We start from the raw sequence: 26,038 nt of genomic DNA on the forward strand, positions 1-26,038 counted from the left end.
GCAATATCACGATTCTACTTTACATAATGTTGATTATCGGCGTTTTAGAATCAGCCGGAAGGGGCTGATCTTGAGCGCCTGGCACGTCTTTGTGACACGAGCTCACGCCAGCGATCCCAGTCCGGTATTCAGGCGACATCGCCATGCTGCCGATTATCGCCAGCCGCAAGCTGATGGAATCCCGAGTTCCACATTCGTCGTCGTCAGGCAACAGAAAATTGCCCGACGGCGACGCATGGCCGCTCTGGATGGCTGCCCGGGGCTGCTGGCTGAGCAATGTGTCGCCGCCACTTCGGCGTGCCCTGGCGAAGCATTGTGAATGGTCAGACCAGGGCATAGCTGGCCCGACTCCCCCTGCGGCAACCCGCCGGAGCGTCCAAATGAGGCCATCAGCTAGCAGGGTCAGGGTGGTAGGCTGGCCGAAGTTTCACCAGATTCACCAGTTTCACCTACATTCACCCCGGAGGCGTCGGTGCAGAATCCCTTTAAACCCACCGCTGGAGCTACCCCGCCGGACCTGATCGGACGCGCAGGGCTCCTGGACGAATTCGAATATGGCCTGCGGCAGGGTTCGGGCGCCCCGGGGCTCCTCACCATCATCACCGGCTCCAGGGGCATCGGCAAGACCGTCATGTTGAGCGCTGCAGAGGCGATCGCCAGGAGCCAGGGGTGGGCCGTGGTCTCCCGGACGGCCAATCCGGGGTTCCTGGCCAGAATCGGTGATGACATGCTGCGCCTCATCGACGAGTTCGGCGACGGCCCGCCCACCCGGAAGATCACCGCCTTCTCCGCGGCGGGATTCGGCCTGACCACCCAGCTCCCCCAGGAGCGGGTGCCGGACTGGCGCCGGACCGGCGAGGAGCTGCTGCGGCTGCTGGATGAGAAAGGTACAGGCCTGGTCATCACCATTGACGAGATCCACGCCGTTGACCGGACCGAAATCTCGCAGCTGGCCGCCGATGTGCAGCACTTCATCCGCGACGGTCTGCCCATCGGCCTGGTCTTTGCCGGTTTGCCGTCTGCCGTGTCCGACCTGCTCAACGAAGGCGTGGCCACATTCCTGCGGCGGGCCGACAGGATCAATCTTCACGAGGCGGCAATCGCCGAAGTCACCGCGTCCTTCCTGGAACTGTTCAGCGAGGGAGGCATCGAGGTTTCTGCGGACCTGATGAGCGAGGCTGCGGAGGCAACTGAAGGCTACCCGTTCCTCATTCAGCTCGTTGGCTACTACCTGTGGATGGAGGCAGACCGGGCCGGTTGGACCTTGGGCGCGGACAGCGTGCGCACCGCCATTGCGGCCGCGCAGCGGCGGAATACCTTGGTGGTCGTCGAGTCGGCGCTCTCAGACGTCTCCGAAAAGGACCGCGACTTCCTCGATGCCATGGCCGAGCAGGACGGTCCCTCAACGGCTGCCCAGATCGGCCACATCATCGAATCCAGGCCCAACCTGGTGTCCAAGTACCGCAACAGGCTCATTGCGGCCGGCCTGATCGAATCAGCCGGGTATGGCAAGGTGGACTTCGCCATACCCGGCCTTCGCCAGTACCTCCGCGCCCAGGCCAGGCCCTGAACGACGCGGCGGGTCCCCTGTAACTCGGGTTCGCTGTACCTCAGGCGCCCACGTAGGCCGCGAGGTGCTCACCGGTGAGGGTGGAGCGCTTCGCGACGAGCTCGGCGGGCGTGCCCTCGAAGACCAGCCGGCCGCCGTCGTGCCCGGCGCCGGGGCCGAGGTCAATGATCCAGTCGGCGTGCGCCATGACGGCCTGGTGGTGCTCGATGACGATCACTGACTTGCCGGACTCGACAAGCCGGTCAAGGAGGCCCAGCAGGTTCTGTACGTCGGCAAGGTGCAGGCCGGTAGTGGGTTCGTCGAGGACGTAGACGTCGCCCTTCTCCGCCATCTGGGTGGCCAGCTTCACGCGCTGCCGCTCACCGCCGGAGAGCGTGGTGAGCGGCTGGCCCAGGGTGAGATAGCCGAGTCCGACGTCCACGAGCCGGTCGAGGATCTTGTGGGCCGCCGGTGTACGGGCCTCCCCTTCGCTGAAGAACACCTCGGCTTCGGTCATCGACAATGCCAGCACTTCGGCGATGTTGCGGCCGCCCAGCTTGTATTCCAGCACCGGCGCCTGGAACCGCCGGCCTTCGCAGTCCTCGCAGACGGACTCGACGGTGGCCATAACGCCCAGTTCGGTGAAGATGACGCCCGCGCCGTTGCAGGTGGGGCAGGCGCCTTCGGAGTTGGAGCTGAAGAGCGCCGGCTTCACGCCGTTGGCCTTCGCGAACGCCTTGCGGATGGGCTCGAGAAGGCCCGTGTACGTGGCCGGGTTGCTGCGGCGCGAGCCCTTGATGGCGCCCTGGTCGATCACCACAACACCGTCGCGGCCGGCCACCGAGCCTTGGATCAGCGAGCTCTTGCCCGAACCAGCCACACCCGTGACCACGCACAGCACGCCGAGCGGAACGTCGACATCCACGTCCTTGAGGTTGTGCGTCGAGGCGCCGCGCACCTCGAGCTTGCCGGCCGGCGTCCGCACCGATTCCTTCACCGCGGCCCGGTCATCGAGGTGGCGGCCAGTGATGGTGTCACTCCCCCGCAGCCCCTCCACGCTTCCCTCGAAGCAGACGCTGCCTCCCTCGGTCCCGGCGCCGGGGCCTAGGTCGACGATATGGTCAGCGATGGCGATGGTCTCCGGCTTGTGCTCGACGACGAGGACCGTATTGCCCTTGTCGCGCAGCTGCAGGAGCAGCTGGTTCATCCGCTCGATGTCGTGCGGGTGCAGGCCGATGGTCGGTTCGTCAAAGACATAGGTGATGTCTGTCAGGGACGAGCCCAGGTGCCGGATCATCTTGGTGCGCTGGGCCTCTCCCCCGGACAGCGTGCCTGCCGGCCGGTCCAGCGAGAGGTAGCCCAGCCCGATTTCGGCAAAGGAGTCCAGCAGGTGCTGCAAACCCTTCAGGAGCGGTGCCACAGAGGGCTCATTGAGCTCGCGGACCCACGCGGCCAGATCGCTGATCTGCATCTCGCACAGGTCGGCGATGTTCTTGCCCTGGATCTTGGAGGACCTGGCCTCCGGGCTGAGCCGCGTGCCACCGCATTCGGGGCAGGACTGGAACGTGATGGCGCGTTCCACGAAGGCCCGGACATGCGGCTGCATCGCCTCGACGTCCTTGGAGAGCATCGACTTCTGGATCTTGGGAATCAGTCCCTCATAGGTGAGGTTGATGCCCTCGACCTTGATTTTGGTCGGTTCCTTGTAGAGAAGGTCGTCCAGTTCCTTCTTGGTGAACTTGCTGATCGGCTTGTCCATGTTGAAGCCGGCGCCGCTGAAAATGCGCCCGTACCAGCCGTCCATGCTGTAGCCGGGGATCGTGAGGGCGCCGCCGGCGAGCGACTTGCTGTCGTCGTACAACGCGGTGAGGTCGAAGTCGGAGACCGAACCCATGCCCTCGCACCGCGGACACATGCCGCCCAGGTAGACAGCGCCGTGCACCACATTCTTCTCGACCCGGCCACCGGCCTTCTCGGTGCTCATCACCCCGCTTGCCTTCCGCGTCGGGACGTTGAAGGAAAACGCAGTGGGCGGGCCCACGTGAGGTGATCCCAGCCGGCTGAAGAGTATCCGGAGCATGGCGTTGGCGTCGGTGGCGGTGCCCACCGTGGAGCGGGGGTTGGCGCCCATCCGCTCCTGGTCGACGATGATCGCCGTCGTCAGTCCTTCGAGATGGTCGACGTCGGGCCGCGCCAGGCTGGGCATGAATCCCTGCACGAAGGCGCTGTAGGTCTCGTTGATCATCCGCTGCGACTCGGCGGCGATGGTGGCGAACACGAGCGAGCTCTTGCCTGAGCCGGAAACACCCGTGAACACCGTCAGGCGGCGCTTCGGGATCTCGACGCTGATGTCCTTCAGGTTGTTCTCTCGCGCGCCCTGCACACTGATCAAATCGTGGCTGTCCGCTACGTGCAGCGCAGGCGACTGGGTCTCCGGGCTCGTGGCAATGCTCATCGTGTCTCCATCTATTGGGCGGGGCTGCCTGCCCCAGCCGGCTTCCGCCAGCGTCGCTTTGCTCTATCTAACCAGCTGCGGGCAGGTTGTCCCGAGGTTCTCTGGTTCTGTGGTTTTCCCGGTCACCGGACGGCTCAGTGCGGCTGCTGAATGCGAATCAGGTTGCCCGCGGGATCGCGGAAGGCGCAGTCGCGAACCCCGTAGGGCTGGTCGGTCGGCTCCTGGACCACCTCGGCGCCGCTGGCCTGCACCCGGTCGAAGGTGGCGTCGACGTCCTTGGTGGCCAGGAGGATGCGCGCATAGGTGCCCTTGGCCATCATCTCGTCGATGGTGCGGCGTTCGTCGTCGGTGACCCCGGGGTCCGCGGCCGGCGGCTCCAGGACGATTGACGTGTCCGGCTGGTCGGCGGGGCCGACCGTGAGCCAGCGCATTCCGCCGTAGCCGACGTCGTTGCGGACCTCGAAGCCGAGGGTGTCCCGATAGAACGCCAGGGCGGCGTCGGGATCGTTGTGCGGGAGGAAACTAGCGTGAATGTTGATGTCCATGGCACTCATGCTAACTGCGGCTCCAGGGCCGGTACTTCTCGATTCCTGACCGGTCTGGTGACCTGTTTCGCCACGCAGGACGGCATCCCTGCGGTCGCGCGTGCCGCCTCGCGCCGGTAGACGCTGGGCGGTACGCCGACCAGTTCGGTGAAACGGGTGCTGAAGGTGCCCAGGGACGAGCAGCCGACCGTGAAGCAGACCTCCGTGACGCTGAGGTCGCCCCGGCGCAGCAGCGCCATGGCACGCTCGATGCGCCGCGTCATCAGGTAGCTGTAGGGCGACTCGCCATAGGCCACGCGGAACTCCCGGCTGAGGTGCCCGGCGGACATGTGCACACCGCGGGCGAGGGCCTCGACGTCGAGCGGTTGGGCGTACTCCCGGTCCATCCGGTCACGGACGCGGCGCAGCAGCGCGAGGTCGCGCAAGTGCTGCGCCATGTCGGGTTTGCTGGTCACAAGTCAGATCGTGCTACGTCGCGCCGAAGATGTCCACCCCGGACCCCAGCCAAATCCCGGGTCCGTCCATTGTCTTTGGCGGCGGGCTCACTGAGAATGAACCATGACGGTCTACCTGAGGTCCTTAGAAACTGCAGTCCCGCCAACCATCCTGGTCCAGCCCGAGGCCAGGGCCGTGTTCGCCGCCCAACCCGGGCTCACGCGCCTCGGATCCCGGCTGGTCAACACGTGCTTTGACTCGGCCGCCATCGACACCCGGCATACGGCCGTCGAGGAACTCACCACGGACAGCCGGGCAAAAGATCCCCAGTTCTTCGACCCGGCCACCGGCCTGGTGCTCAGCCCCAGCACCAAGATCCGCAACGGCATATTCGCCACGGAAGCGACCAAACTCTTCATCGAGGCCGCCCAAAAAGCCCTCGATGCCTGTCCGGGAATCGAGGCGCCGGACATCACCCACCTGATCACCGTCTCCTGCACCGGATTCTTCAATCCCGGCCCGGACTATAAGATCGTCCGGGCCCTCGGCCTCAACCCGGCCGTCCAGCGGTACCACCTCGGCTTCATGGGCTGCTACGCCGCCTTCCCTGCGCTGCGGGCCGCGAAGTCATTTTGTGAGGCGGATCCGGATGCGACGGTCCTGGTGGTCTGCGCCGAACTCTGTTCCCTCCATGTGCGGACTTCCAACGATCCGGACACCATCATGGGATCGGCCCTGTTCGCCGACGGCGCCGCAGCCGCCATCATCACCGCGCGGGACATCCCCGGCGAACCTGCCCTGCTGCGGCTGGACCACTTCGAAACCGTCCTCACGCCGGTCGGCGAGGACTCGATGGCCTGGAACATCGGCGATGAGGGCTTCGAGATGGTTCTGGGCAACTATGTCCCCCACATCATCGATGACCACATCATTGGCGCCCTCGAACCACTCCTGTCCCGCGACCCTTCGCTGCAGGGGCTCCCCTACCGGGACATCCAGCACTGGGGAATCCACCCGGGCGGCCGCAGCATCCTGGACAAGGTCCAATCCAGGCTGGACCTCAGCGACCAACAGCTGGTCCCCGCCCGCGAAACGCTCCGAAACTACGGCAACATGAGCAGCGCCACCGTCCTGTTCGTCATCCGGCACATCCTGGACCTGCCGGCCGCGAACGACGCCGGCGGCAGTGCAGGCAGCCAGCCCAACCAAAGTGACCCAGACGGCCCAGCCCGCCCGGGTGAGGAACGGATCTGCTCGATGGCCTTCGGCCCGGGCCTGACCGTGGAAACGGCACTCTTCACCAGGCTGGCCGCTCCGCGTTCCACTGCGGCCGCACGGCGCGAGCCGGTCGCGTCGGTGGCCGCGGAACCGGCGGATTCTGCTGACGCCGCGGAGCCGGTCTCGGTGCAGGCCTGAGAGCGGCGACCCTGAAACCGCTCGGCGTGAAGCAGTTGGGCACGAAGCGTCTCCGCTCGGCCCTCTTGCGGGACCGCGCCTGGGACGCCGTCGAGGAAATGGACCTGCCCGGCTGCGATCCCGGCCTGCTGGAGCGAACCTATGCCCAGTTTGCGCTGGTCAACCGCGCAATCGCCGGCTGGCACGGTATCTATCGCACCCGGGTGCGGCCGCGGCTGTCCGCGGACTCCCCTACCTCGCTGCTGGATATCGGCTGCGGCGGGGGCGACGTTTCGGTGCTGCTTGCCCGCTGGGCCGCCCGGGATGGACTGCGCCTCGAGGTCACCGCCATTGACCCGGATCCGCGGGCCATCCTGTTCGCCCGCGGCCGCCACGCGGCAGAGAATGTCACGTTTCGGCAATCGTCCGCTGCGGAGCTGATCGAGAAGGGCGAGCTGTACGACGTCGTGGTGTCCAACCACGTGCTGCACCACCTTGAGGGGCTGGCAGCGTTCCTGGCCGAGTCGGCCGCGTTGTCCCGGAGCACGGTGGTCCACAACGACATCCGCCGCAGCCCCGCCGCCTACGCGCTCTTCTTTGCCTCCTCCTGGGTGTTCACCGGCTCCTATATCCGGCGGGACGGGCTGACCTCGATCCGGCGGAGCTACACCGCCGCGGAGCTGGCTGCCGCCGCTCCCGACGGATGGACGGTTGCCCGCCACGCCCCCTTCCGGAACCTGCTGTTGCTGGACAGCGCCGACGGGGGCTCGAGGACGGGGCCCGATCCCCGTGGCTGAGGTGCTGATTGTGGGCGCCGGCCCCGTGGGACTGTTCATGGCTGCGCTGCTGCTCCAGGACGGCGTCGATGTCCAGGTCCTGGAACAGCGGAGCGCACCGGAACCCCATTCGCGTGCCATCGGCATCCATCCGCCGGCGCTCACGGCCCTGGCCCGGGCCGGCGTTGCCGGGTCCCTGGTTGCCGAGGGGGTCCAGATCCGCCGCGGAGTGGCCGTGGCCCGCGGGAAGACCCTTGCCGAGATGTCCTTCGACGGCGTCTCGGACCGGTTTCCGTTCGTCCTGTCCCTGCCCCAGTGCAGGACAGAGGCGCTGCTGGAACGTCGGGTCAGCGAGCTCGACGACGGCGCCGTACACCGCGCCGTCCGCCTCACCCGGCTCTCCGACGACGGCGCCCGGTTCACCGCCGAAGCCGAATCCCCGCGCGGCGCGCTGCGCTATTCGGCGCCGCTGCTCATAGCAGCCGACGGCGTGCGCTCCACGGTGCGGGCCAGCCAGGGCATCGGCCTGCGCGTCAAGGAGTATCCGGACAGCTACCTCATGGGTGACTTCGCCGACCGGACCGGGTTCGGTCCGGACGCCGCGCTGTTCCTGGCCAGTGCGGGCATCGTGGAGTCGTTCCCCCTGCCCGGTCAACGGCGCCGGTGGGTGGTGCGCCTGGGGCCAGCCGATCCCCGTGCAGGCGGCCCGACTGCCAACGGTCTCACGGCCAGCGATCAGGGCGGCGACGCGTGCTGGCTGATGCGCTGCGTGCGGGAACGGACTGGCCTGGAGATCGACGCCGGGACCAACAGCATGGTCAGCAGCTTCGGCGTCCACTCACGCCTTGCCCGCCGGATGGTGGCCGGCCGGACGGTGCTGATCGGGGACGCGGCCCACGAGGTCAGTCCCATCGGAGGACAGGGCATGAACCTGGGCTGGCTGGATGCCGCGATGCTGGCGCCGATCGTGAAGGCGGCGGTGCGCGGCAGGGATGTGACGGGTTCCCTCAGGACTTTCGAACACACCCGGCTGAGGGCGGCAGCCCGGGCGGCGCGCCAGGCGGAAATCAACATGGCCCTGGGCAGGCCCCTGGCGGACGGCCTCTTGGCGGTGCGGAACCGGGCCATCGGGGGCATCGCTGCGGTTCCGGCGGTAAATTCACTGATCGCCCGCCGCTTCACGATGCACTAGCCGGCTCCCGTCGTCTGCCTCCCCACCCGGGCTCCGCCTGCCGATAGCCCGCGCCCCGGACTGGGCGGCGCCCAGGAATAGACTGTGCGCATGGACGGCCACCCTGTGACGCGCCAGTGCCGGATTCTGTTGCGGATCATGGCTGCCGTGACCGTGCTTGGGACCGCGGCGTCCTGCTCGGGCAACGGGTTCCCGGGCACAGGTTCCCCAACGCCGACGACGACGGTCACACCCACCGCCGCCGGGCCTGTCACCGCGGAAATCAGCCAGTTCCGCGACAACTATAGCAAGCAAATCATCGAAATCCAGCTCACGAACACCACCGGCAGCGCCCTGACGGTCCTGGGCGCGGAGCTGAGCAGCCCGCTATTCTCCGCCGCGATCGCCTGGCCGGCGCACTCCGGCGGGATCGTCCTCCCGCCCGGACAGACGAAGAGCCTGCCGGCACCGCTGCCCGCACCCGAATGCGGCAGCCCGGCCGCGACCACGGGGCCGCCAGGGACGAATGCTGCATCCGGCGGCGCACCGGGCACCGCGTTCGTCTCCCTCCGGCTGGCGCAGCCCCCAGACGGTGGCCCAGCCGGCACCACAACGCCGGCGGCAGACCCGTTCGGCGTCCTGGCCCGGAACAATGCCGAGATGTGCCTGACCGGTGCGGCCTCGGCCGTGGCCGCTATCCGGCTCGCTCCGGACCTTGAGGTCGCCGCGGGCGGGCGGACCGCCGTCGTGCGCCTGCTGGTGCAACCGCATGCCACCGATGCCGCCGATGCAGGCGGCGCTGAACTGGTGATCGACCGGATAGACGAAACCACCCTCCTCGCGGAAGCCACGCAGGCTCCATGGCCCCGCTCCTTGACGCTCCGCGCCGGCGGGCCGCCGCAGGAAGTGCGGCTCGGCATCCGGCCCGCCCGCTGCGACCCGCATGCCGTGGCCGAAGACAAGGTAGGCACCCTCCTGCCGCTGCGGGTCAGGGTGGCCGGCCGGGAGGGGGTCCTGAAAGTAGGCGCCGATGCCCAACTTCGAGGCCGGATCTACGACTTTGTTACAACGGCGTGCGGCCGCCAGTAGTGTGGGGGCATGTCCTATGACGCCAGGCCCACCGACTTCAGCGCCGCCCGGATTAGCGAAACGGTCCAGGAGATCCTCAGCGCGGGTATCCTTCCGCCGATTGTCCAGGCAGGGCATCCAGTGCTTCGGCACGTGGCGGCACCGTACGAGGGCCAGTTGACGGACGCCGAACTCGGTCACCTCATCGACCTCATGCGCAGCGTAATGCACAAGGCCCCCGGGGTTGGCCTGGCGGCACCGCAGCTGGGGATTCCGCTGCAGATCGCGGTCCTGGAGGACCAGTTCGACGTCGATGCCGAGGTAGCCGCAGTCCGTGGCCGGGAGCCGCTGCCGTTCTTCGCCATGGTGAACCCGAGCTATCGGATCCTTGGCCCCAAGTCTGTGGCGTTCTACGAAGGCTGCCTCTCCATTGGGGGCCTGCAGGCTGCGGTGATGCGGCCGGAATCGGTCCAGCTCGACTTCGCGGCGCCGGACGGCACGCCGATGCAGCGGTCCCTCTCCGGCTGGCAGGCACGGATTGTCCAGCATGAGACCGACCACCTGCACGGGGTCCTGTTCCTTGACCGGGCAGAGCTGCGCTCCATCAGCAGCAGTGCCGAATACTCCGCCCGCTGGGCGCAACCGGACATCAGCCGCGCCCGGCAGGAACTGGGGTTCCTGCCGGACCCGGCGGAGGACTAAGGCGGCTGACTGGGGCTGCCGACTAGGGCGGCCGACTAGGGCTGCGGTGCCGGATTCTCGGCGGATGGAAGGTAGCGTGCCCACCATTTCAGGATCTCGTCGAACCGCTGCTTCCGGTGGTGCGGGGTGCCGGAACGGGACAGCTCGTGGTTCTCGCCCGGGAAGACCAGGAACCCGGTCTCCACGCCCCGCTGCTTGAGGGCGGTGAAATACCGCTGCCCCTGCTCCACAGGGCACCGGAGATCCTCCTCGCTGTGGATCACCAGCGAGGGCGTCCGCACGTTGTCCACGCGGGCCATGGGGCTCTGGGCCGCCATTTGCTCCTCGGACCGGCCGGTGTATTCGCCGCCGAAGAACCAACCTATGTCAGAGGAACCGATGAAGCTCACAGGATCGAGGAAACCGCGCTCGACGATCGCCGCCCGGAAGCGGTGGTCGTGGCTGATGGTCCACGCCGTCAGGTAGCCGCCGTAGGATCCGCCCATGATGCCGACATTGGCGGCGTCCAGGTCCTCGAACTTCTCTAAGGCCCCGTCCAGGAAGGCGAGAACGTCCTGCATGTCCACCGTTCCCATCCGCTCCTTGATGGACCGTCCGTGCTCCTGGCCGTAGCCGGCCGAACCCCGCGGATTGCACATCAGTACCGCGTAGCCTGCGCCGGCGTAGACCTGGGCTTCGTCGAACAAGGCCCCGCTGAACTGGGCAAATGGGCCGCCGTGGATGTTCAGCAGCACCGGGTGCGGGCCCGGGCCCGCCGGCTTCACGAGCCAACCATGGACCGGGTACCCGTCAGCTGAGGGCAAGGTCAGTTCCTGCGGCTCGCAGATGCCCGCGACGCTCCGCAGCGGCGCGGAGAAGTCCGTCAGGCGCCGAACCCGCCCGCCGTCGAGCACGGCGAGGTCGCCTGCCGTGGTCGAATCGGTGAAACTGACCACCACGGACCCACCGCCGTCCGCAGCGCCGGTCACCACCCGGCTTCCCTCCAGGAGGACGGTGTGGCCGCCCGTAGCGCCGAACTCGTGCAGTTCCACGGTTCCTCGCGCATTGTTGAGGACCAGCGCGCCGGCGGGGCCGCGCAGCTCGATCCGGTTGCTGCCGGAGAGGTCAAGAGTCTCGACGTCGCTGAGCGCCGTGGCTTGTCCGCCGCCGGCCGGCATGGCGTACAGGGCGGTGTTCTGGCCAACGAAGTCCCGGCCGGATGGGCCCAGGTCCTGCGCGAGGAAGAACAGCCACTTCCCGTCCGCGGACTGGCGCACGGCACTGACGGTCTGAGGCCGGGCGTTGGCCGGCGTGATGGCCTGCGGCTGCCCTCCGCCGGCGGGAATCGCATAGATCAGGCTGACGAGGTCGGTGTCCTGGCCTTCATGGAGCGCCGCCGTGACGTAGATAGTGCCGCCGTCGGAGCTGAAGCTGGCGCCGTTGTGATCGGCTGGACCGGTGGTGAGCTGCTTGGCGCCCGGCAGGACGCGCCCGGCAGCCTCCGTGGGATCAGCCGCGGCGCCGAGTGCCTTCAGCGCGCGTCCGGCCGGGGCCACCTTCGGCTCGGCATCGAGCTGCGGTACTTCGAGGAGGAACAGGTGCAGGGGCTTGTCCGCGGTGTAGCCAAGACCGTTTATCCGGTACTTGAAATCGGTGATCAGCCGGGCGTCCTCGCTGCCCGCGCCCACGCCCTCGACGCTGCCGTACCGGCCCCCATCAGGGGTCCTGGCACTGAAGACAATGGTCCGGGAACCGGGTGACCAGGCGAAGGAGCTGACTCCCAGCGGGGCTGCCGTCAGCGGCTGCGGTTCGCCGCCGGTTGCCTCCACGACGTGCAGCTGCGGCTTGCCGCCGGGGGCCGCGCGCAGGAAGGCCAGCGCCTGCCCGTCCGGCGAAAAGTCAGGTGCCGTGTCCCGGAATCCGCGGGTCAATCGGCGGGGCCGTTGGGCAGAATCGTCGAAGTCCGGAGAGTCCAAGTCCGGGACCACGGGGACGGTCCAGAGCTGTCCCACGTAGGCGTCGGCGTCGAAGTCCGGCCGGATTACGGACACCACGGCGCGAGAGCCGTCAGGGTGCACGGCGGGGGCGGAGACGGAATTGAGCAGCGGAAGTTGTTCAGATTTCACGCTTGCGAGCCTAGCCCGTGGTGCGCGCACTGTGAAATACCTCACTCCCTGCGGTGCGGCGCGGACGCTCCAACCGTCCACCCGCGGTGTGTAGGGCCGGGCCGGGACCGCTCCCACGTGGCCCGGCGCGTATTCCCTGGCCCGCAGGGAGTACCGGATGCCCGCTTAGGATGAAGCTATGCCTCCCGCCCTCGAATTCCCCCTCCTGTGCCCGGTTTGCCGGAACGTTCTCCGGCCCGGCGGGGGCGCGGCCCGCACGCTCGTGTGCGAGGGCGGCCACAGTTTTGATGCCGCCAAGCAGGGCTACTTCAACTTCCTGGTCGGCAAGGGAACCGTGTTTGAAGCAGATTCAGCCGACATGGTGGCCGCTCGATTCGATTTCCTCTCCGCCGGGCACTATCGGCCCCTGGCCGAAGCCGTCGCACGGATGGCCGCGCCCGCCGTCATGGAGGCGACGTCCCGCCCCCCGGTGGTGCTGGACGCCGGAACGGGAACCGGCCACTACCTCAGGGCCCTGCTCGATCTGACGGCAGTGGATCGGCAGGACGGTGACTTGGCCGCGGCAATCGGCTTGGACATTTCGAAGTTCGCACTGCGCCGCGCCGCACGGATGAACGCGGAAGCCGTGAATTTGGTCGCGGATGTCTGGCAGCCGCTGCCCGTCGCGGATAACGCCGTCGACGTCGTCATGGTGGTCTTTGCGCCGCGCAACGCGCCCGAGTTCTCCCGGGTGCTCCGACCCGGCGGCCGGCTGGTGGTGGTCACGCCGCGGCCCGGCCATCTGGCCGAGATTGCCGGGCAGGCCGGGATGCTGGGGATCGAGCCGGGCAAGGACGAGCGTCTCGTGGCGTCCCTGGGCCAGCACTTCGCGCCCGTCGAATCCCGGGATCTGGACCTGCCGTTGTCCCTGAGCCCGCGTGATGTAGCCAACCTTGCGTTCATGGGGCCCGCAGGCCATCACCTGGACCGTGCCGCGCTCGGTGCCCTCGAGGCCGGCCTTCCGGAGCGGACCGCCGTCTCGGCACGCTTCCGGATCAGCGTTTTTGAACCCGTCGCGTGAACACTCCCGGGGTGCCGCGGAGCGGTTCAGGCCGCCCCTAGCCCACCAGGGCGGGGACTCCGGACGGAGAAATTGCCCCGGGAAATAACGACTTGGCCACTTTGGCCATGAATTTCCGCCTGCCGGTCCCAGCCCTCTGCCTTCCGCATAGGATGGAAATACAGTACTGGGGGGCTGTGCCTTCAGCTCCCGGAACTCAAGGGGGAATTGATGTCTGTATGGCTGGTCGAGAATTGGTGGGCGCTGTGGCTCGCCCTGTTTCTCCTGTTTGCCGTGGTCGAGATGCTCACCCTGGACCTGTTTTTCATCATGCTCGGCGGCGGCGCTCTCGCCGGATTAGTAGCGGACTTCGCGGGGGCCGATCTGTGGCTTCAAATTATTGCCTTCTGCGTGGCATCCCTGCTGATGATCGGCTTTGTCCGGCCGGTGGCACTTAAACACCTCCATCGAGGCCCTGCAGATCAACGCACGAACATTGAGCGACTCATCGGCGAATCCGCCGTCGTCATGGAGGCGGTGAGCGAAAGCGGCGGGCTCGTCAAAATTGGCGGGGACGTTTGGAGCGCGCGGTCCGAATCAGGAGTCCTGGCACCCGGCCAACAGGCGGTGGTCAGCGCCATCGACGGTGCCACTGCCATCGTGGCGCCGCAGCCGGAATCGGCCATCCAATAGGGGACGCCAGTTCTGCGGTCACCTGCAGGCAGCAGGCCGCGGATCTGCAAGGCGCGGGACCAAAATCAAACAACTGGGGAATAGGTGAAGTATGAATATCGCAGTCGCGATTGTGCTGCTGGTACTAATTGTGTTCGTAATTATTGTGCTGGTCCGGTCGGTCCGGATCATTCCACAGGCCCGGGCCGGCGTCGTTGAACGGCTGGGCAAATACCAACGCACCCTGAATCCCGGCCTTACCCTGCTGATTCCGTTTGTGGACCGCCTGCTGCCATTGCTGGACTTGCGTGAGCAAGTGGTTTCTTTCCCGCCGCAGCCCGTCATCACCGAGGACAACCTGGTTGTTTCGATCGACACCGTGGTCTATTTCCAGGTCACTGACGCCCGGGCCGCGACCTACGAGATCGCCAACTACATCCAGGCCGTGGAGCAGCTCACCACCACCACCCTGCGCAACGTGGTCGGCGGACTCAACCTCGAGGAAGCGTTGACGTCCCGCGACCAGATCAACGGCCAGCTCCGCGGAGTCCTGGACGARGCGACCGGACGSTGGGGCATCCGCGTCTCCCGGGTGGAGCTCAAGGCGATCGATCCGCCCCACTCGATCCAGGATTCGATGGAGAAGCAGATGCGGGCCGAGCGTGACCGCCGCGCCGCTATCCTGACCGCGGAAGGAACCAAGCAGTCTGCAATCCTCACCGCCGAAGGCCAGCGCCAGTCCTCCATCCTGAAAGCCGAAGGCGACGCCAAAGCMGCAATCCTGAGGGCAGACGGCGAGGCGCAGGCCATCCAGAAGGTCTTCGACGCGATCCACAAGGGCAACCCGGACCAGAAACTGCTGGCTTACCAGTACCTGCAGACCCTCCCGAAGATCGCCGAAGGCAGCTCGAACAAGCTGTGGATTGTTCCGAGCGAGATCGGCGAGGCACTCAAGGGGATAGGCAGCGTCTTGGGCGGCGTCCCGGCCCAGGCGCAGGAGCCGTCGACGCCGGAGGCTGCTCCGCAGCCAGCGCCCGCCGCGGCTGATGGCCAAGTAAGCCGGTCCTAGCCCCCGCACCTGTCGGCCCCCGCAGCCCCGCCTTTCCGGCGCGGTTGCGGGGGCCAATCAGCTTAAGGCCTGATTGGCCGGGTACAGCCTACGCAGTTCGCGCTGCATGGGTACTCGCTTTACCTCACCCACACCACTCCCGTATACTTGAATATTTGTCCGGTCCGTTCAGTCGTCCGGAACAAATACGCTCCGCACAGCGTTGATTCCAATGACGTTCCAAACAGTTTTGTTCACTGGTGACTGTCATTTGGCCGGGCCACACGGGCCAGGCACGGTACAGCGCTGTGCAACCAGAAGTCCGGCGCCCGACGGTCCCCGGACAACGCAGGGCTTGACCCTGCGAACCGAATAGAGGGAGAAAAGATGAGCGATCGCAGCCTGCGGGGTATGCGCCTTGGCGCACAGAGCATGGAGACCGAATCCGGCGTCGAACCGGCTCCGCGCCAGCGGGTTGAATACCGTTGCGAGGACGGCGAGCAGGTGTTCGTGACGTTCTCCTCGGAAGCCGAAATCCCCCCGGTCTGGGTTTCTAAGACGGGCAAGGAAGCCTTGCTGGTGGACGGCGAACGCCCCGTAAACAGCAACGAAAAGGCAGTGCGCACGCACTGGGACATGCTGCTGGAGCGCCGCACGCTTCCCGAGCTTGAGCAGATCCTCGAAGACCGCCTCACGATCCTGCGCGAACGCCGCGGCGAACGCCGCTCAGCCTAGAGCCCGGCACACACGCTACGGGAAGGGCCGGGCCCGCAWCAGTTGATTGATGCGGGCCCGGCCCTTTTCTGTGGCAATTGCCTTGCGTGCTTTGCGCGCCTTAGGTGCCTTGCGGGACGGGAGCCGTCCGCGCTGCCGGTGGTCCTACTTGCCGTCCTGCTTGCCGCGCAGCTTGTTCCAGCGGGCGGTCAGTCCCCATTTGGTGACGTTGATCATGGCTTCGACCACTATGTTGCCGCTCATCTTCGAAGCGCCGAGTTCGCGCTCGACGAAGGTGATGGGGCGCTCCACGATCGTCAGCCCGAGCTTGGCCACGCGCCAGGCCAGGTCCACCTGGAAGCCGTAGCCCACCGAGTCCACCGCATCCAGGTTTAGCTTCTCCAGAGTGGTCCGGCGGAACGCGCGGAAACCACCGGTCACGTCCTTGATTTTCACGCCCAGCATGATCCGGGCATAGGTGCTGCCGACCCGGCTGATGGCCTGCCGGTAGATGGGCCAGTTGACCACACTGCCGCCGGGCACCCAGCGCGACCCCATGGCGAGGTCTGCGCCTTGCTCCACGGCCTCAATCAGCTGGGGCAGCTGTTCGGGCTGGTGCGAGCCGTCGGCGTCCATCTCCACGAGGATGTCGTAGCCGGCGTCCAGGCCCCACTTAAAGCCCGCGATGTACGCGGCTCCGAGCCCGGCCTTTCCAGCGCGGTGCAGGACGTGGACCTGGCCGTCTTCGGCGGCCATGCGGTCTGCCAGCTGCCCCGTGCCGTCGGGGCTGTTGTCGTCGACAACCAGCACGTCGGACGCGGGCACGGCTGTGCGCAGGCGACCGAGGGTCTTGGGCAACGATTCCAGCTCGTTATAGGTGGGGATGATGGTGAGGACACGCACAGCGAGGCCTTTCCTTGAAGGGAGCGGTCGGTGCGCCGAAAGACGATCGTTCGGGAAATTCAGGCGCAACTTCCCATTATAGGGAGTTGTGCGCGCATGACAGGCCCGCATCATCGCCCGGGCAGGTCCACCCGCTTCGGGCCAGTTCCGTCAGGCCTGAAAATTGCGGCGCCGGAACCGTTTTCTGCTGCGAAGTAGACCCGCCCCCTGGGGGTGCCCGTGGTCATGACCAGTATAAGTTCCCGCGGGTGCGGCAACCTGGAATGGACCGGGGACTGCCGGAGCCTACGCCATACGCAAGCCGCCGTTGCCCCTCAATGCTACGGGGGCGGCCCGATCTGTCAACCGAGTCGTGACCTGCCCTTATGTCCGTCGTTCCAGTTCAGGGCAGAGCGGCGCGGGGGAATGTTTCGGCTCCGCAGGCTTGATGACGGGCCTTGATGACGGGCTTTAGTAACAGGGGCCCGACGGCGGCCGCCCGCTTCGGGTGCCCAGTTTAGGAGAACGGCTCAGGCGCCGAGGGTGCCACTGGCGTAGAGCCGCTGGCCGTCTCGTACGGTCAGGAGGCAGACAGGGTCGCTTCCGGTGTCCAGCGCAGGCAGGAGCGGCGTCCGGGCGCGCGGGTCGGTGCTCCAGGACTGCACCCTTCCGTCGGAGACCTGGACCATGAGTTCCTCGACTTCCCAGACCGCGAAGCTGGCCGGAGCCCCCGGCACCAGTTGTCCGGCCATCGGGTTGGGGTAGCGGGCAGCCCGCCAGCCGGCGCGGGTGTGGCCAAGGAACGCTGCCCGGGCGGAGATCTGCTCCGCAGGGTTGGTGTGCTGCAGGCAGGCCCTCACACTGGACCACGGCCGCAGCGGCGTCACCGGGCTGTCGCTGCCGAAGCAGATCGGCACACCGGCTGAGTAGAAGCTTGCAAAGGGGTTCATTCCCAGCTGCCGGGAACCCAGGCGCTGCTGGTACAGGCTGTTCTCACCGCCCCACAGTGCGTCGAAGACCGGCTGGGCGCTGACGGTAATCGAATAGCGTGCGAGCCGGCTGATGGCCGCAGGGTCGGCGAGTTCGACGTGCTCGAAACGGTGCCCTGCGGCGCGGACGCGCTGCTCACCTACCTCGGCGGCAGCCAGGTCGAGGGCGTCCAGGGCCGCGTCCAGGCCGGCGTCGCCGATCACGTGGAAGCCTGCCTGGATCCCCAGGAGCGAGCACGCCGCAAGGTGGGCCGCTGCGTCGGCGACGGAGAGGTACTGGCTGCCACGCTCTCCGGGGGCGTCGGCGTAGTCCGCGCGGAGGGACGCGGTTCGTGAGCCGATGGAGCCGTCGATGTTGAGGTCGCCGGCCAGGCCCAGGACCGCGATACCCAGTCCGTCCAGGATGGAGCGGGCATGTTCCTCGGATGTGGCGAGCTCGCCCCAGTACGGCAGGATCTCCGGCACCGCCATGCCGGCCGCGTTGTCTGCATGGTTCTCCCCGCCGGGGGTGGTGTTCCAGGCCGAGGCGACCTGCAAGTCCTCGATGCTCCCGATGTGCGGGGCGGCCATTTCGGCGAGGGCAACGTACCCGTTGGCGGCCGCCTCTGTGAGGGCCTGCTGCTGGTAGGCGCGCAGGGCGGCCGTCGGGAGTTGGCGGGCCGCCAGGCGGGCGGCGGTGTGCGCCCCGCGCTTGACCTGGCCGCCGCCGCCGTCGCCGTCGAGGCCGTCCAGCCTCGCAGCCGCCGCCAGAGAGCTGGACACGAGGGCCGAGTGGACATCCACGCGCGACAGATAGACCTGGCGGCCGCCGGCCGCGCGTTCGATTTCCTCCCGGGAGGGCAGGGTGGGATCGGCCCACGTGGTTTCGTCCCAGCCGTGGCCCAGGACGGTACCGGATACGGAGGCGGAGGCGGAGGCGCTGGAAGCCGCAACAGCATCGAGCAGTTCGGCGGCCGAGCGCACGCCCGCCAGCTGGAGCCCGTCCAGCGCGATTCCTGTTTCCGTCAGGTGGGCGTGGGAATCGACGAAACCCGGTGCCAGGAGCGCGCCCTGCAGATCGATGATCTCCATGCTGGAGTCCGCGATGGAGGACGCAGCCTGCTCGGACCCGACCCAGGCCACGGTGTCGCCGTCGACCAGCATGGCGGTGGCAAAGGGATCGGCCGCTGTGTAGACGGAGCCATTGCGGTACAGCGTGACGTTGCGGGCGGCGGCCGGCGAATCGGTCATGGGGCGGGCACTCCTTGTAGCTGGTGGCCGGCCCAACGCCGGCGCGATCGAAAATTCGGCAAACTCAATAAGGCGCAAAAAACACGGAAAGCTCACAAAACGCAGTCGAGGCCCCGGGCGCGGCCCCACTGCTGCGGCCCTAGGCCACGGAGGAATAGGCGACGACGCCGCGTTTGATCAGTTTGATGGCCTCCGAGCAGAGCCGGACAATCCGGGGGTCTAGGTTCGGGATGTCGGCGAGCTGGTCCAGCAGGTCAATGACCTGTTTGACCCAGCGGACAAAGTCTCCCGCCGCCAGGTCGGTGCCGCTGAGCACGTCCTGGAGGTGCCGGCCCTTGGCCCATTTGAAGATCGGCCAGACGAGGCCAAGCTCGGGCTCGCCGGTGAGCGGCAGCTTGTTGGCCTCCTCGACGTCCTCCAGGGCAGACCATTCGTGCACCACGGTATCCACCGCGGATTCCAGCGACACGCTGGGCATCTTGGGCCGAAGCCCACGGTCCTCCCGTTTGGCCTGGTAGACCAGCACGCTGGCCAGCGCGGCGATTTCGGCGGCGTCGAGGTCGTTGAACGCACCCATTCGCAGGGACTGCGAAATCAGCAGGTCCTTTTCGCCGTAGATCCGGCGCAGCCGTTGCCCGTCTGCACTGATGGAGAGCGCACCGGTGTCCGAGGTCTCCAGGTAGCCGTAGCCGGTCAGGACGCCGCACACGCGGTCGAACGTCTTGGCGATGGTGTTGGTCCGGCCCTGGATCTGACGGATCAGCCCGTCCGTTTCCTGGCGCAGTTTCCACCAGCGCTCGGACCACCGGGCATGGTCCTCGCGTTCGCTGCAGCCGTGGCACGGGTGGGCGCGGAGCTCCCGGCGCAGCTCGGCGATCCGCTTCTCCTGGTTGGGCGCGGCGGAGGCCCGGCCGAAGTCGTCGTCGCGGCGCGGGGGCGCGGGCGGCCGGTGCTCGCGGATGGCGTTGCGCACCGAGGACGCCAGGTCACGCCGTGATTTGGGCACTTTGGCGTTAAACGACTTGGGAATCCTGATCCGCGTGATCGGCGACAACGGACCCTCCACGTCGTGCAGGCCGATCCGGCGCAGCTGGTTGTCCAGGGTCATCACGGCGGGGCGSGGTTCCCGGGACTCGTGGTCGGAACTGAGCACCACCGCGAGGCCTGGTGATTTGCCGGCGGGGACGTCCACCACGTCCCCTGGAAGCAGCCGGCTCAGGGAGTCCTCGGTGAGGGACTTCCTGGCCCGGGAGGTGCTCCGGGAGGCGGTCGTCTCGGCGTCGCCTAGCGCCCGCCGCAGCCGCGCGTATTCGGTGAAGTCGCCCAGATGGCAGGTCATYGCCTTGCTGAATCCGGCGATCGATTCYTCCCGGCTCCGGACCTGACGGGCCAGCCCAACCACGGAACGGTCCGCCTGGAACTGGGCAAAGGAGGATTCGAGGATCTCCCGCGCWCGRGGYCGGCCGAAYTGCGCCAGGAGGTTGATCGACATGTTGTATGTGGGCCGGAAGCTGGAGTTCAGCGGGTAGGTCCGTCKTGAGGCGAGGCCCGCGACGGCRGCCGGATCCGTGCCCGGYTGCCACAGGACGACGGCGTGGCCCTCGACGTCGATTCCGCGGCGKCCGGCGCGGCCCGTCAGCTGGGTGTACTCCCCCGCCGTGATGTTGACGTGCGCCTCGCCGTTGAACTTGTCCAGCTTTTCCAGCACGACGCAGCGGGCCGGCATGTTCACGCCCAAGGCGAGSGTYTCGGTGGCGAAGACGGCCTTGACCAGTCCGTCGACRAACAGCTTTTCCACGACTTCCTTGAACGTGGGCAGCATGCCGGCGTGATGCGCCGCGAGKCCGCGCATCAGGCCGTCCCGCCAGCTCCAGAAGCCGAGGACGTCGAGGTCGTCAGAGGGGATGTCCTGGGCGGCTTCGTCGACGCGCTGGGCGATGAGMAGTTGTTCCKSCTCGGTGGTCAGCCACAGTCCGGCCGCGACGCACTGGGCAACGGCGGCATCGCAGCCGGCCCGGGAGAAGATGAASGTGATGGCCGGCAGGAGGTCCTGCCGGTCCAGGCTGGCGATGACCTGCGGCCGGCTGGCCTTCCGCACCGGGCTGCGCTGGGCACTTTGGGGTTCGTCGCGCTGGCTGCGCTGATTCCGGCGCTGGCTGCGGCCGCCGTGGCCGAAGCGGCCACGGAAATTCATCTGGCTCTCGGCCCGTGCCATGGACAGCAGTTCCGGGTTGACCTCGAACCCGGCCCGGCCGGGCAACTCCGCAGTGACGGCGGGCTKCGTTGAGGCGRTCAGCGACGCCGTGGTCGCCGWCKCCTGGGCGGCGCCGGCCTCRCTTCCTTCKACCTCGCCGGCGGGGGCRATTTCGTCAAAGCTGGTGTCGCCGGCAAACAGGTCCACGATCTTCCGGCCCACCATGACGTGCTGCCACAGGGGCACCGGGCGGTGTTCGGAGACRATCACGTCGGTCTGCCCGCGGACGGTGTCCAGCCACGCACCGAACTCCTCGGCGTTGGACACCGTSGCGCTCAGCGAGGCCACCTGGACCTCGCTGGGAAGGTGGATGATGACTTCCTCCCACACCGCGCCGCGGAATCTGTCGGCGAGGTAGTGGACCTCGTCCATGACCACGAAGCCGAGGTCATCAAGGGTGTCCGAATCCGCGTAGAGCATGTTGCGGAGTACCTCGGTGGTCATGACCACCACCGGGGCGTCGCCGTTGATGCTGGTATCGCCGGTGAGCAGGCCCACCTGGGCGGCGCCGTACTTGGCGGCCAGCTCGGAGTATTTCTGGTTGCTCAGCGCCTTGATGGGTGTGGTGTAGAACGCCTTGAGCCCGCGCTGGAGTGCCAGATAGATGGCGAACTCCCCCACGATCGTTTTCCCTGCCCCGGTAGGGGCGGCCACCAGGACGCCGCGCCCGGCCTGCAGGGACAGGCAGGCTTCACGCTGGAAGTCATCGAGCTCGAATTCGAGCGTCCGGATGAATCCGCCCAGATAGGTCTTGGCTTCGGCGGCCCGCTCGACGCTGGCGCGGTAACGTTCGGACGGTGATTCCGGCCCGGGGTGTGACGACATGCTTCCAGCCTAATGCGCGAAAGGCTAGAGATTCTCCAGCTCGGAGCYGGGGGTGGCGTGGTCGGCCGTGGCTTCSGTCTCGGCGTCGCGCTTGACGGCACGCCGTTCGCGCCGGCGGTCGTTGAGCAGGCAGAGCCCGATCGCGGCGAAGAACAGCGCCAGCATGGGGCCGGCCAGGTAGAACATGCTCATGGCGTCGGCGCCGGGSGCGGCCATCGCGGCGAACAGGCACACCAGGAACACCGTGATCCGCCAGCTCTTGAGAAGCTGCTGGCCCTTGATCAGGCCGGCCAGGTTCAGCCCGAACAGGACCACCGGGAGGAGGAAAGCGATGCCGAAGGCCAGCAGCAGCCGCAGGACGAAGGACAGGTACACCTGGGCGCTGATGAAGTTGGAGCCGCCCGACGGGGTGAAGTCGGTCAGGACGCGCACGGCGTTGGGCAGCACGAGCCAGGCCAGCAGGACRCCGCCGAGGAACAGCGGCACGGCAGCTGCCACGAAGGACAAGGCAAGGCGCCGTTCCTTCTTGTGCAGCCCGGGCACAATGAAGGCCCACAGCTGGTAGAGCCACACCGGGCTGGCGATGATCAGGCCAAGGAACACGGACACCTGGATCATCAGGTCGAAGGAGCTCGCGACGCCGTCAAAGTTCAGGGTGGCCTGGCGGCCCTCGTGCGTGTTCAGGTCGCGGATGGGCTTGATCAGCGCCGACAGCATCGGCTGGTAGACAAAGAAACCCACCACTGTCCCGAGGACGACGGCGATTGCCGCCTTGAAGAGCCGGTTGCGCAGCTCTTTCAGGTGGTCGAGGAGCGCCATCCTCCCCTCGGGGTTCGATCGACGGCTCATGGTTACTGCCATGCGGTCTTAGGCGCGGGTCGACGGCGGAACGTCGGTTCCGTCGCCCGTGCGGCTTTCCGGAGCGCCGGCCTGCGGGTGGTTGATGACCCGGCCTTCGACCGGCTCGGAGCCATCCTTGGCGTCGGAGGAGCCGTCYTTCTTCATTTCACGGACTTCCGACTTGAAAATGCGCATCGACTGGCCCAGGCTGCGGGCCATGCCCGGCAGCTTCGGCGCAGCGAACAGCACCAATGCCAGAACGATGATGATGATGAGATGCCAGCCTTCAAGCCTCATGTGGGGAGGTCCTTTCGTTTGAATACATCCTATGTCTAACGCGTTTCGATGTCGCGCAGTGCCTGGGGTTGCCCGCGGTCCTTCTTGCGCTGGATGCGGCGCAACCGGCGGGCGTTCTGCCGGGWGAACTTGGAYGCGTGGTAATCATGACGCATCCGGGCRGGCGAGGCAAAAACGGCGCTCCCGGGTTCGGGCCGGGGGGCTGCGTCCGCGCCGCCCGGTGCGTCGGCGTCGGCCGCTGTGTGCCCCGATCCGGGGTCCGCAAATGAGGGCACCTGGGAAAAGCGKTCCGCGGCTTCASTCAGTTCTTCAAGCGTCGTCGTGGCCTGCCGGTACAGCCGCARGCCGAGCACGCCGAAGAACAGCAGCGAAAGCGCGACGAGCGCTATCCAAATCACGATCCAGGACCACCAAGGCATGCGGATCAGTCTATCGGGCGATCGGAGGAGTCTTCGTATTGCGTCAGGGCCGCGGCGAGCCACTCCCGGGACGCCTCTGCGACGGCSCCCGGCTGCAGGATCCGCACCATCCCGCCGTGCTGGGCCACGAACATCGGCAGCCAGTCGGTGCTGCCGAACCGGATTTCGGCGAGGAGGCCGCCGCCGGGCAGGGCCGCGGTCCGCTCGGCGTAATAGTCGTCGGCGAGTCCGGTGCCACGGGGCGCAAGCTCCACGACCACCACCGTGTCGTCGTCGTTCGGGGTGAAMAGTTTCACCGGGAAGCTGTCCGCCGGCTTTGCCGTGGCTGCCACGGGCCGGCCGTTGGGCGCCATGGCTTCGATCCGGTCCAGCCGGAAGTTGCGCAGGCCGTTGGCKGAGTGGCAGTACGCCTCGAGGTACCACGTGTTGTCCAGCGAATACAGCCGCAAGGGGTCCACRTCGCGTTCGGACACGGCGTCGCGCTGCGGCGAGAAATACYTCAGGTGCAGCTGCGCGCCGGACTCGATGGCCGCGCGGGCGGTTTCGAGCGTCTCGGTGTTGCCCGGGGCCACCTCGGGCCCGGAGAGCGCGGCCGCYTTGAGCCCCTCCTCCCCCGCCGCGGCCATGAGCTTGAGCGTCACGGATTCCAGCGCGCCGCCTTCGGCGATCTCGGGCAAGCCGTTGAGGGTCTCCAGGCCGGTCAGGAGGGCGCAGGCCTCGTCCACCGTGAACCGGACGGGGCGGGTCAGGTCCAGGTCCTGGGTGATGAACACGTGGTCATCGTCCCACTGAATGTCCAGCAGATCGTCGGGGTAGCCTTCCGGCAGGCCCGAGCAGATCAGGATCCGCAGGTCGTCCTCGAGCGCCTTGCGGGTGATCCCAAACCGGGCGGCCACCTCGCTGATGTGCAGTCCCTGGTTGTGGACCAGRAAGGGCACCAGCTGCAGCATCCGCTTGAGCTGATCCTCGGAGGTCCGCTTGCGGGGCCGGCCGGCGCGCCCGGCYTCCGGGAACGCCACCTCGGGCGCCGGCCGGGCAACGAACGCGGCGGCGGCGCTGAGGCGGCGGTGGACGGCKGYGGCAACGTCGGGCGGCGAAATCACGGTGACCCGGGGACCGTAGGARGCCAGCTCCTCGCCGAGGGTCTCGGCGTCGCGGAAGGTCACCGYGAGYCGGTCCGTGCCGGCCGCGCGCCGCCRTCCCCCGGATCGGAGTCCTCCGRGCCGGTKTCCCYCGGATCCGGGCTCCCCGGGKTCCTGTGCCGGGTCCGTGACCGGCAGGGCGCGTTTGCGSAGTCCCAGGAGCCGTCCTTSCTCGACGTCGACGACGGCGGTCTGCACGGGCAATTCGGCCAGAGCGGCCAGTTCGGCGCGGACGTTGAAGCCGGCGGGAGGCGGCGTGAAGCTCTCCTTGTCCAGAACYGTCACGGCGGACGTCAGKCGGGACAGCCGGAAGAACCGTTTGTCCGACCGGTCCCGGTCGTGGCCCACGAGGTACCACTGGCCGAAGCGGCTGCCCAGGCCCCAGGGCTCCACCAGTCGTTCCTGCTCCTCGCCCGTGCTGCCRGCGAGRTAGCTGAACCTGACCGGGTGCTGGGCGTGCATCGCGGCGACCAGGTCTTCGAAGGCCTGGCCTGCGGGGCGGATGCGCGGCTGGACTCCGGTGGGAAGTTCGGCGTCGGGCAGGCCGCCGGCGGCCTGCAGTTTGCGGACCGCGTCCACGGCGGCGGAGCCGAGGGCGGCGTGCTCCCAGAGCTGCGCTGCGAGGATGAGGACGGTGCATTCCTCGGGCGTGAGGCTGACGTCGGGCAGCCGGTTCGATTCYTTGCCGATCCGGTAGCGGGTGGTCGCCGGGTCGTCGGAGCCCCAGCCCGTGTCCGTGACGGTTTCGACGTCGAACCCGAACTGGCGCARCTCGCCYTTGTCCCGYTCGAACATSCGSCCGAAGGCCACGTCCGTGCTCGTCGTGTCGTGGTAGACCTTTTCRCGCAGCTCGCTGCGGCGCAGGCCGTACTTGGTATTGAGCAGGGCGATGAGCAGGTTCAGGAGGCGTTCTGTACGTGAGGCGGACACCTCGCAAGGGTACTAAAGCCCGTCCCGGAAAATGACGAAAGCGCGGTAACAGCCGGAAGAACTTTTCCGATTGTTACCGCGCTTTGCGCCGTGTGCGCCTGATTCAGCGGGCTGAATCAGRCGACGGGTTTATCCCGCGTAGCTGGCGTCCGTGCTTAGCGGACGGCGACGAGGTCCACGACGAAGATCAGGGCCTCGTTGGGGCCGATTGCTCCGCCGGCGCCACGGGAGCCGTAGGCGAGCTCAGACGGGATCTCCAGGCGGCGGYGGCCGCCGACCTTCATGCCCAGCAGGCCCTGGTCCCAGCCTTGGATGACCTGGCCGACGCCGACCCGGAAGTCCAGCGGCGCGCCGCGGCCCCAGGAGGCGTCGAATTCTTCRCCGGTGGACCAGGCAACGCCCACGTAGTGGGTGGAAACGGTGTCTCCGGGCTTGGCCTCGGCGCCGTCCCCTTCGATCAGGTCGGTGATGACCAGTTCGGTGGGGACGTCTCCTTCGGGGAAGTCAATTTCGGGCTTTTCGCGGTCGAGGTTGCGCTGTCCAAATGACATGGGTG

The 26,038-nt window shown here is 67.4% G+C and carries 22 protein-coding genes; 10 read left to right on the plus strand and 12 right to left on the minus strand.

The window, feature by feature from the left end; translation table 11 throughout:
- The first annotated feature begins 472 nt into the window (after positions 1 to 472).
- Positions 473 to 1,570 carry an AAA family ATPase gene (locus tag AC1DEY_RS11690; RefSeq protein WP_476868076.1) on the plus strand — a complete coding sequence of 366 codons (1,098 nt, stop codon included), beginning with the start codon at positions 473 to 475 and terminating at the stop codon, positions 1,568 to 1,570.
- A 40-nt stretch (positions 1,571 to 1,610) separates the two neighbouring features.
- Here AC1DEY_RS11690 and AC1DEY_RS11695 read toward each other — a convergent pair whose 3' ends face one another.
- From AC1DEY_RS11695 to AC1DEY_RS11705, 3 genes are all read right to left on the minus strand, one after another.
- On the minus strand, positions 1,611 to 4,004 hold the full coding sequence (locus AC1DEY_RS11695; RefSeq protein ID WP_476868077.1) for an ATP-binding cassette domain-containing protein: 2,394 nt from the start codon (positions 4,002 to 4,004) through the stop codon (positions 1,611 to 1,613).
- Between the two features lie 134 nt (positions 4,005 to 4,138).
- Positions 4,139 to 4,558 (minus strand): VOC family protein, encoded by a 420-nt coding sequence (locus tag AC1DEY_RS11700; protein ID WP_476868078.1) that lies wholly within the window; start codon positions 4,556 to 4,558, stop codon positions 4,139 to 4,141.
- Positions 4,555 to 4,986 carry a helix-turn-helix transcriptional regulator gene (locus AC1DEY_RS11705; protein WP_476868126.1) on the minus strand — a complete coding sequence of 144 codons (432 nt, stop codon included), beginning with the start codon at positions 4,984 to 4,986 and terminating at the stop codon, positions 4,555 to 4,557. Before AC1DEY_RS11705 ends, AC1DEY_RS11700 begins: the two co-directional genes overlap by 4 nt.
- Before the next feature lie 121 nt (positions 4,987 to 5,107).
- On the opposite strand from AC1DEY_RS11705, the gene AC1DEY_RS11710 reads away from it, so the two are divergent.
- From AC1DEY_RS11710 to AC1DEY_RS11730, 5 genes are all read left to right on the plus strand, one after another.
- On the plus strand, positions 5,108 to 6,400 hold the full coding sequence (locus AC1DEY_RS11710) for a type III polyketide synthase (RefSeq protein WP_476868079.1): 1,293 nt from the start codon (positions 5,108 to 5,110) through the stop codon (positions 6,398 to 6,400).
- A gap of 35 nt (positions 6,401 to 6,435) precedes the next feature.
- The gene (locus AC1DEY_RS11715; RefSeq protein WP_476868127.1) at positions 6,436 to 7,176 is read left to right on the plus strand and encodes a class I SAM-dependent methyltransferase; all 741 of its coding nucleotides are present in this window, start codon (positions 6,436 to 6,438) and stop codon (positions 7,174 to 7,176) included.
- Positions 7,169 to 8,347: an FAD-dependent oxidoreductase gene (locus AC1DEY_RS11720; RefSeq protein ID WP_476868080.1), complete on the plus strand. Its 1,179-nt coding sequence runs from the start codon at positions 7,169 to 7,171 to the stop codon at positions 8,345 to 8,347. The genes AC1DEY_RS11715 and AC1DEY_RS11720 overlap by 8 nt, the downstream gene beginning before the upstream one ends.
- 90 nt (positions 8,348 to 8,437) lie before the next feature.
- Complete coding sequence (locus AC1DEY_RS11725) at positions 8,438 to 9,415, plus strand: hypothetical protein (RefSeq protein WP_476868081.1); 978 nt, start codon at positions 8,438 to 8,440, stop codon at positions 9,413 to 9,415.
- A 9-nt stretch (positions 9,416 to 9,424) separates the two neighbouring features.
- Complete coding sequence (locus AC1DEY_RS11730) at positions 9,425 to 10,096, plus strand: peptide deformylase (RefSeq protein WP_476868082.1); 672 nt, start codon at positions 9,425 to 9,427, stop codon at positions 10,094 to 10,096.
- 35 nt (positions 10,097 to 10,131) lie between these two features.
- On the opposite strand, the gene AC1DEY_RS11735 is transcribed toward AC1DEY_RS11730, so the two are convergent.
- A complete protein-coding gene (locus AC1DEY_RS11735) occupies positions 10,132 to 12,201 on the minus strand; it encodes a S9 family peptidase (protein WP_476868083.1) in 2,070 nt (689 codons plus the stop codon).
- A gap of 178 nt (positions 12,202 to 12,379) precedes the next feature.
- Between AC1DEY_RS11735 and AC1DEY_RS11740 the strand changes: the two genes are divergently transcribed.
- From AC1DEY_RS11740 to AC1DEY_RS11755, 4 genes are all read left to right on the plus strand, one after another.
- Entirely contained in the window at positions 12,380 to 13,261 is an 882-nt protein-coding gene (locus AC1DEY_RS11740; RefSeq protein WP_476868084.1) for a methyltransferase domain-containing protein, read from the plus strand.
- Positions 13,262 to 13,471: 210 nt separating this feature from the next.
- Positions 13,472 to 13,933 (plus strand): NfeD family protein, encoded by a 462-nt coding sequence (locus tag AC1DEY_RS11745; RefSeq protein WP_441408668.1) that lies wholly within the window; start codon positions 13,472 to 13,474, stop codon positions 13,931 to 13,933.
- 91 nt (positions 13,934 to 14,024) lie between these two features.
- On the plus strand, positions 14,025 to 14,981 hold the full coding sequence (locus tag AC1DEY_RS11750; protein ID WP_476868085.1) for an SPFH domain-containing protein: 957 nt from the start codon (positions 14,025 to 14,027) through the stop codon (positions 14,979 to 14,981).
- Between the two features lie 366 nt (positions 14,982 to 15,347).
- Positions 15,348 to 15,695: an RNA polymerase-binding protein RbpA gene (locus AC1DEY_RS11755; RefSeq protein ID WP_208748926.1), complete on the plus strand. Its 348-nt coding sequence runs from the start codon at positions 15,348 to 15,350 to the stop codon at positions 15,693 to 15,695.
- Between the two features lie 144 nt (positions 15,696 to 15,839).
- Here AC1DEY_RS11755 and AC1DEY_RS11760 read toward each other — a convergent pair whose 3' ends face one another.
- From AC1DEY_RS11760 to AC1DEY_RS11795, 8 genes are all read right to left on the minus strand, one after another.
- Positions 15,840 to 16,577: a polyprenol monophosphomannose synthase gene (locus tag AC1DEY_RS11760; RefSeq protein WP_441408666.1), complete on the minus strand. Its 738-nt coding sequence runs from the start codon at positions 16,575 to 16,577 to the stop codon at positions 15,840 to 15,842.
- A 509-nt stretch (positions 16,578 to 17,086) separates the two neighbouring features.
- Entirely contained in the window at positions 17,087 to 18,775 is a 1,689-nt protein-coding gene (locus AC1DEY_RS11765) for an amidohydrolase (RefSeq protein WP_476868086.1), read from the minus strand.
- 139 nt (positions 18,776 to 18,914) lie between these two features.
- Complete coding sequence (locus tag AC1DEY_RS11770; RefSeq protein ID WP_476868087.1) at positions 18,915 to 21,854, minus strand: DEAD/DEAH box helicase; 2,940 nt, start codon at positions 21,852 to 21,854, stop codon at positions 18,915 to 18,917.
- A 24-nt stretch (positions 21,855 to 21,878) separates the two neighbouring features.
- Complete coding sequence (gene tatC / locus AC1DEY_RS11775; protein ID WP_476868128.1) at positions 21,879 to 22,673, minus strand: twin-arginine translocase subunit TatC; 795 nt, start codon at positions 22,671 to 22,673, stop codon at positions 21,879 to 21,881.
- Between the two features lie 48 nt (positions 22,674 to 22,721).
- Positions 22,722 to 22,991: a Sec-independent protein translocase subunit TatA gene (gene tatA / locus AC1DEY_RS11780; RefSeq protein ID WP_390202465.1), complete on the minus strand. Its 270-nt coding sequence runs from the start codon at positions 22,989 to 22,991 to the stop codon at positions 22,722 to 22,724.
- A 35-nt stretch (positions 22,992 to 23,026) separates the two neighbouring features.
- On the minus strand, positions 23,027 to 23,410 hold the full coding sequence (locus AC1DEY_RS11785; RefSeq protein ID WP_476868088.1) for a hypothetical protein: 384 nt from the start codon (positions 23,408 to 23,410) through the stop codon (positions 23,027 to 23,029).
- Between the two features lie 5 nt (positions 23,411 to 23,415).
- A complete protein-coding gene (locus AC1DEY_RS11790; protein WP_476868089.1) occupies positions 23,416 to 25,482 on the minus strand; it encodes a helix-turn-helix transcriptional regulator in 2,067 nt (688 codons plus the stop codon).
- Positions 25,483 to 25,637: 155 nt separating this feature from the next.
- Positions 25,638 to 26,033 carry an FKBP-type peptidyl-prolyl cis-trans isomerase gene (locus AC1DEY_RS11795; RefSeq protein ID WP_476868090.1) on the minus strand — a complete coding sequence of 132 codons (396 nt, stop codon included), beginning with the start codon at positions 26,031 to 26,033 and terminating at the stop codon, positions 25,638 to 25,640.
- Positions 26,034 to 26,038 lie beyond the last annotated feature (5 nt).

Source organism: Arthrobacter sp. 05T47, from assembly GCF_056395825.1.

What these genes read in the sequence shown, in the direction of transcription:
- AC1DEY_RS11700 (WP_476868078.1), bottom strand. Translation starts at nt 4,558, where the DNA reads ATGAGTGCCATGGACATCAACATTCACGCTAGTTTCCTCCCGCACAAC.
- AC1DEY_RS11695 (WP_476868077.1), bottom strand. Translation starts at nt 4,004, where the DNA reads ATGAGCATTGCCACGAGCCCGGAGACCCAGTCGCCTGCGCTGCACGTA.
- AC1DEY_RS11710 (WP_476868079.1), top strand. Translation starts at nt 5,108, where the DNA reads ATGACGGTCTACCTGAGGTCCTTAGAAACTGCAGTCCCGCCAACCATC.
- AC1DEY_RS11755 (WP_208748926.1), top strand. Translation starts at nt 15,348, where the DNA reads ATGAGCGATCGCAGCCTGCGGGGTATGCGCCTTGGCGCACAGAGCATG.
- AC1DEY_RS11705 (WP_476868126.1), bottom strand. Translation starts at nt 4,986, where the DNA reads ATGGCGCAGCACTTGCGCGACCTCGCGCTGCTGCGCCGCGTCCGTGAC.
- AC1DEY_RS11740 (WP_476868084.1), top strand. Translation starts at nt 12,380, where the DNA reads ATGCCTCCCGCCCTCGAATTCCCCCTCCTGTGCCCGGTTTGCCGGAAC.
- AC1DEY_RS11765 (WP_476868086.1), bottom strand. Translation starts at nt 18,775, where the DNA reads ATGACCGATTCGCCGGCCGCCGCCCGCAACGTCACGCTGTACCGCAAT.
- AC1DEY_RS11730 (WP_476868082.1), top strand. Translation starts at nt 9,425, where the DNA reads ATGTCCTATGACGCCAGGCCCACCGACTTCAGCGCCGCCCGGATTAGC.
- AC1DEY_RS11725 (WP_476868081.1), top strand. Translation starts at nt 8,438, where the DNA reads ATGGACGGCCACCCTGTGACGCGCCAGTGCCGGATTCTGTTGCGGATC.
- AC1DEY_RS11745 (WP_441408668.1), top strand. Translation starts at nt 13,472, where the DNA reads ATGTCTGTATGGCTGGTCGAGAATTGGTGGGCGCTGTGGCTCGCCCTG.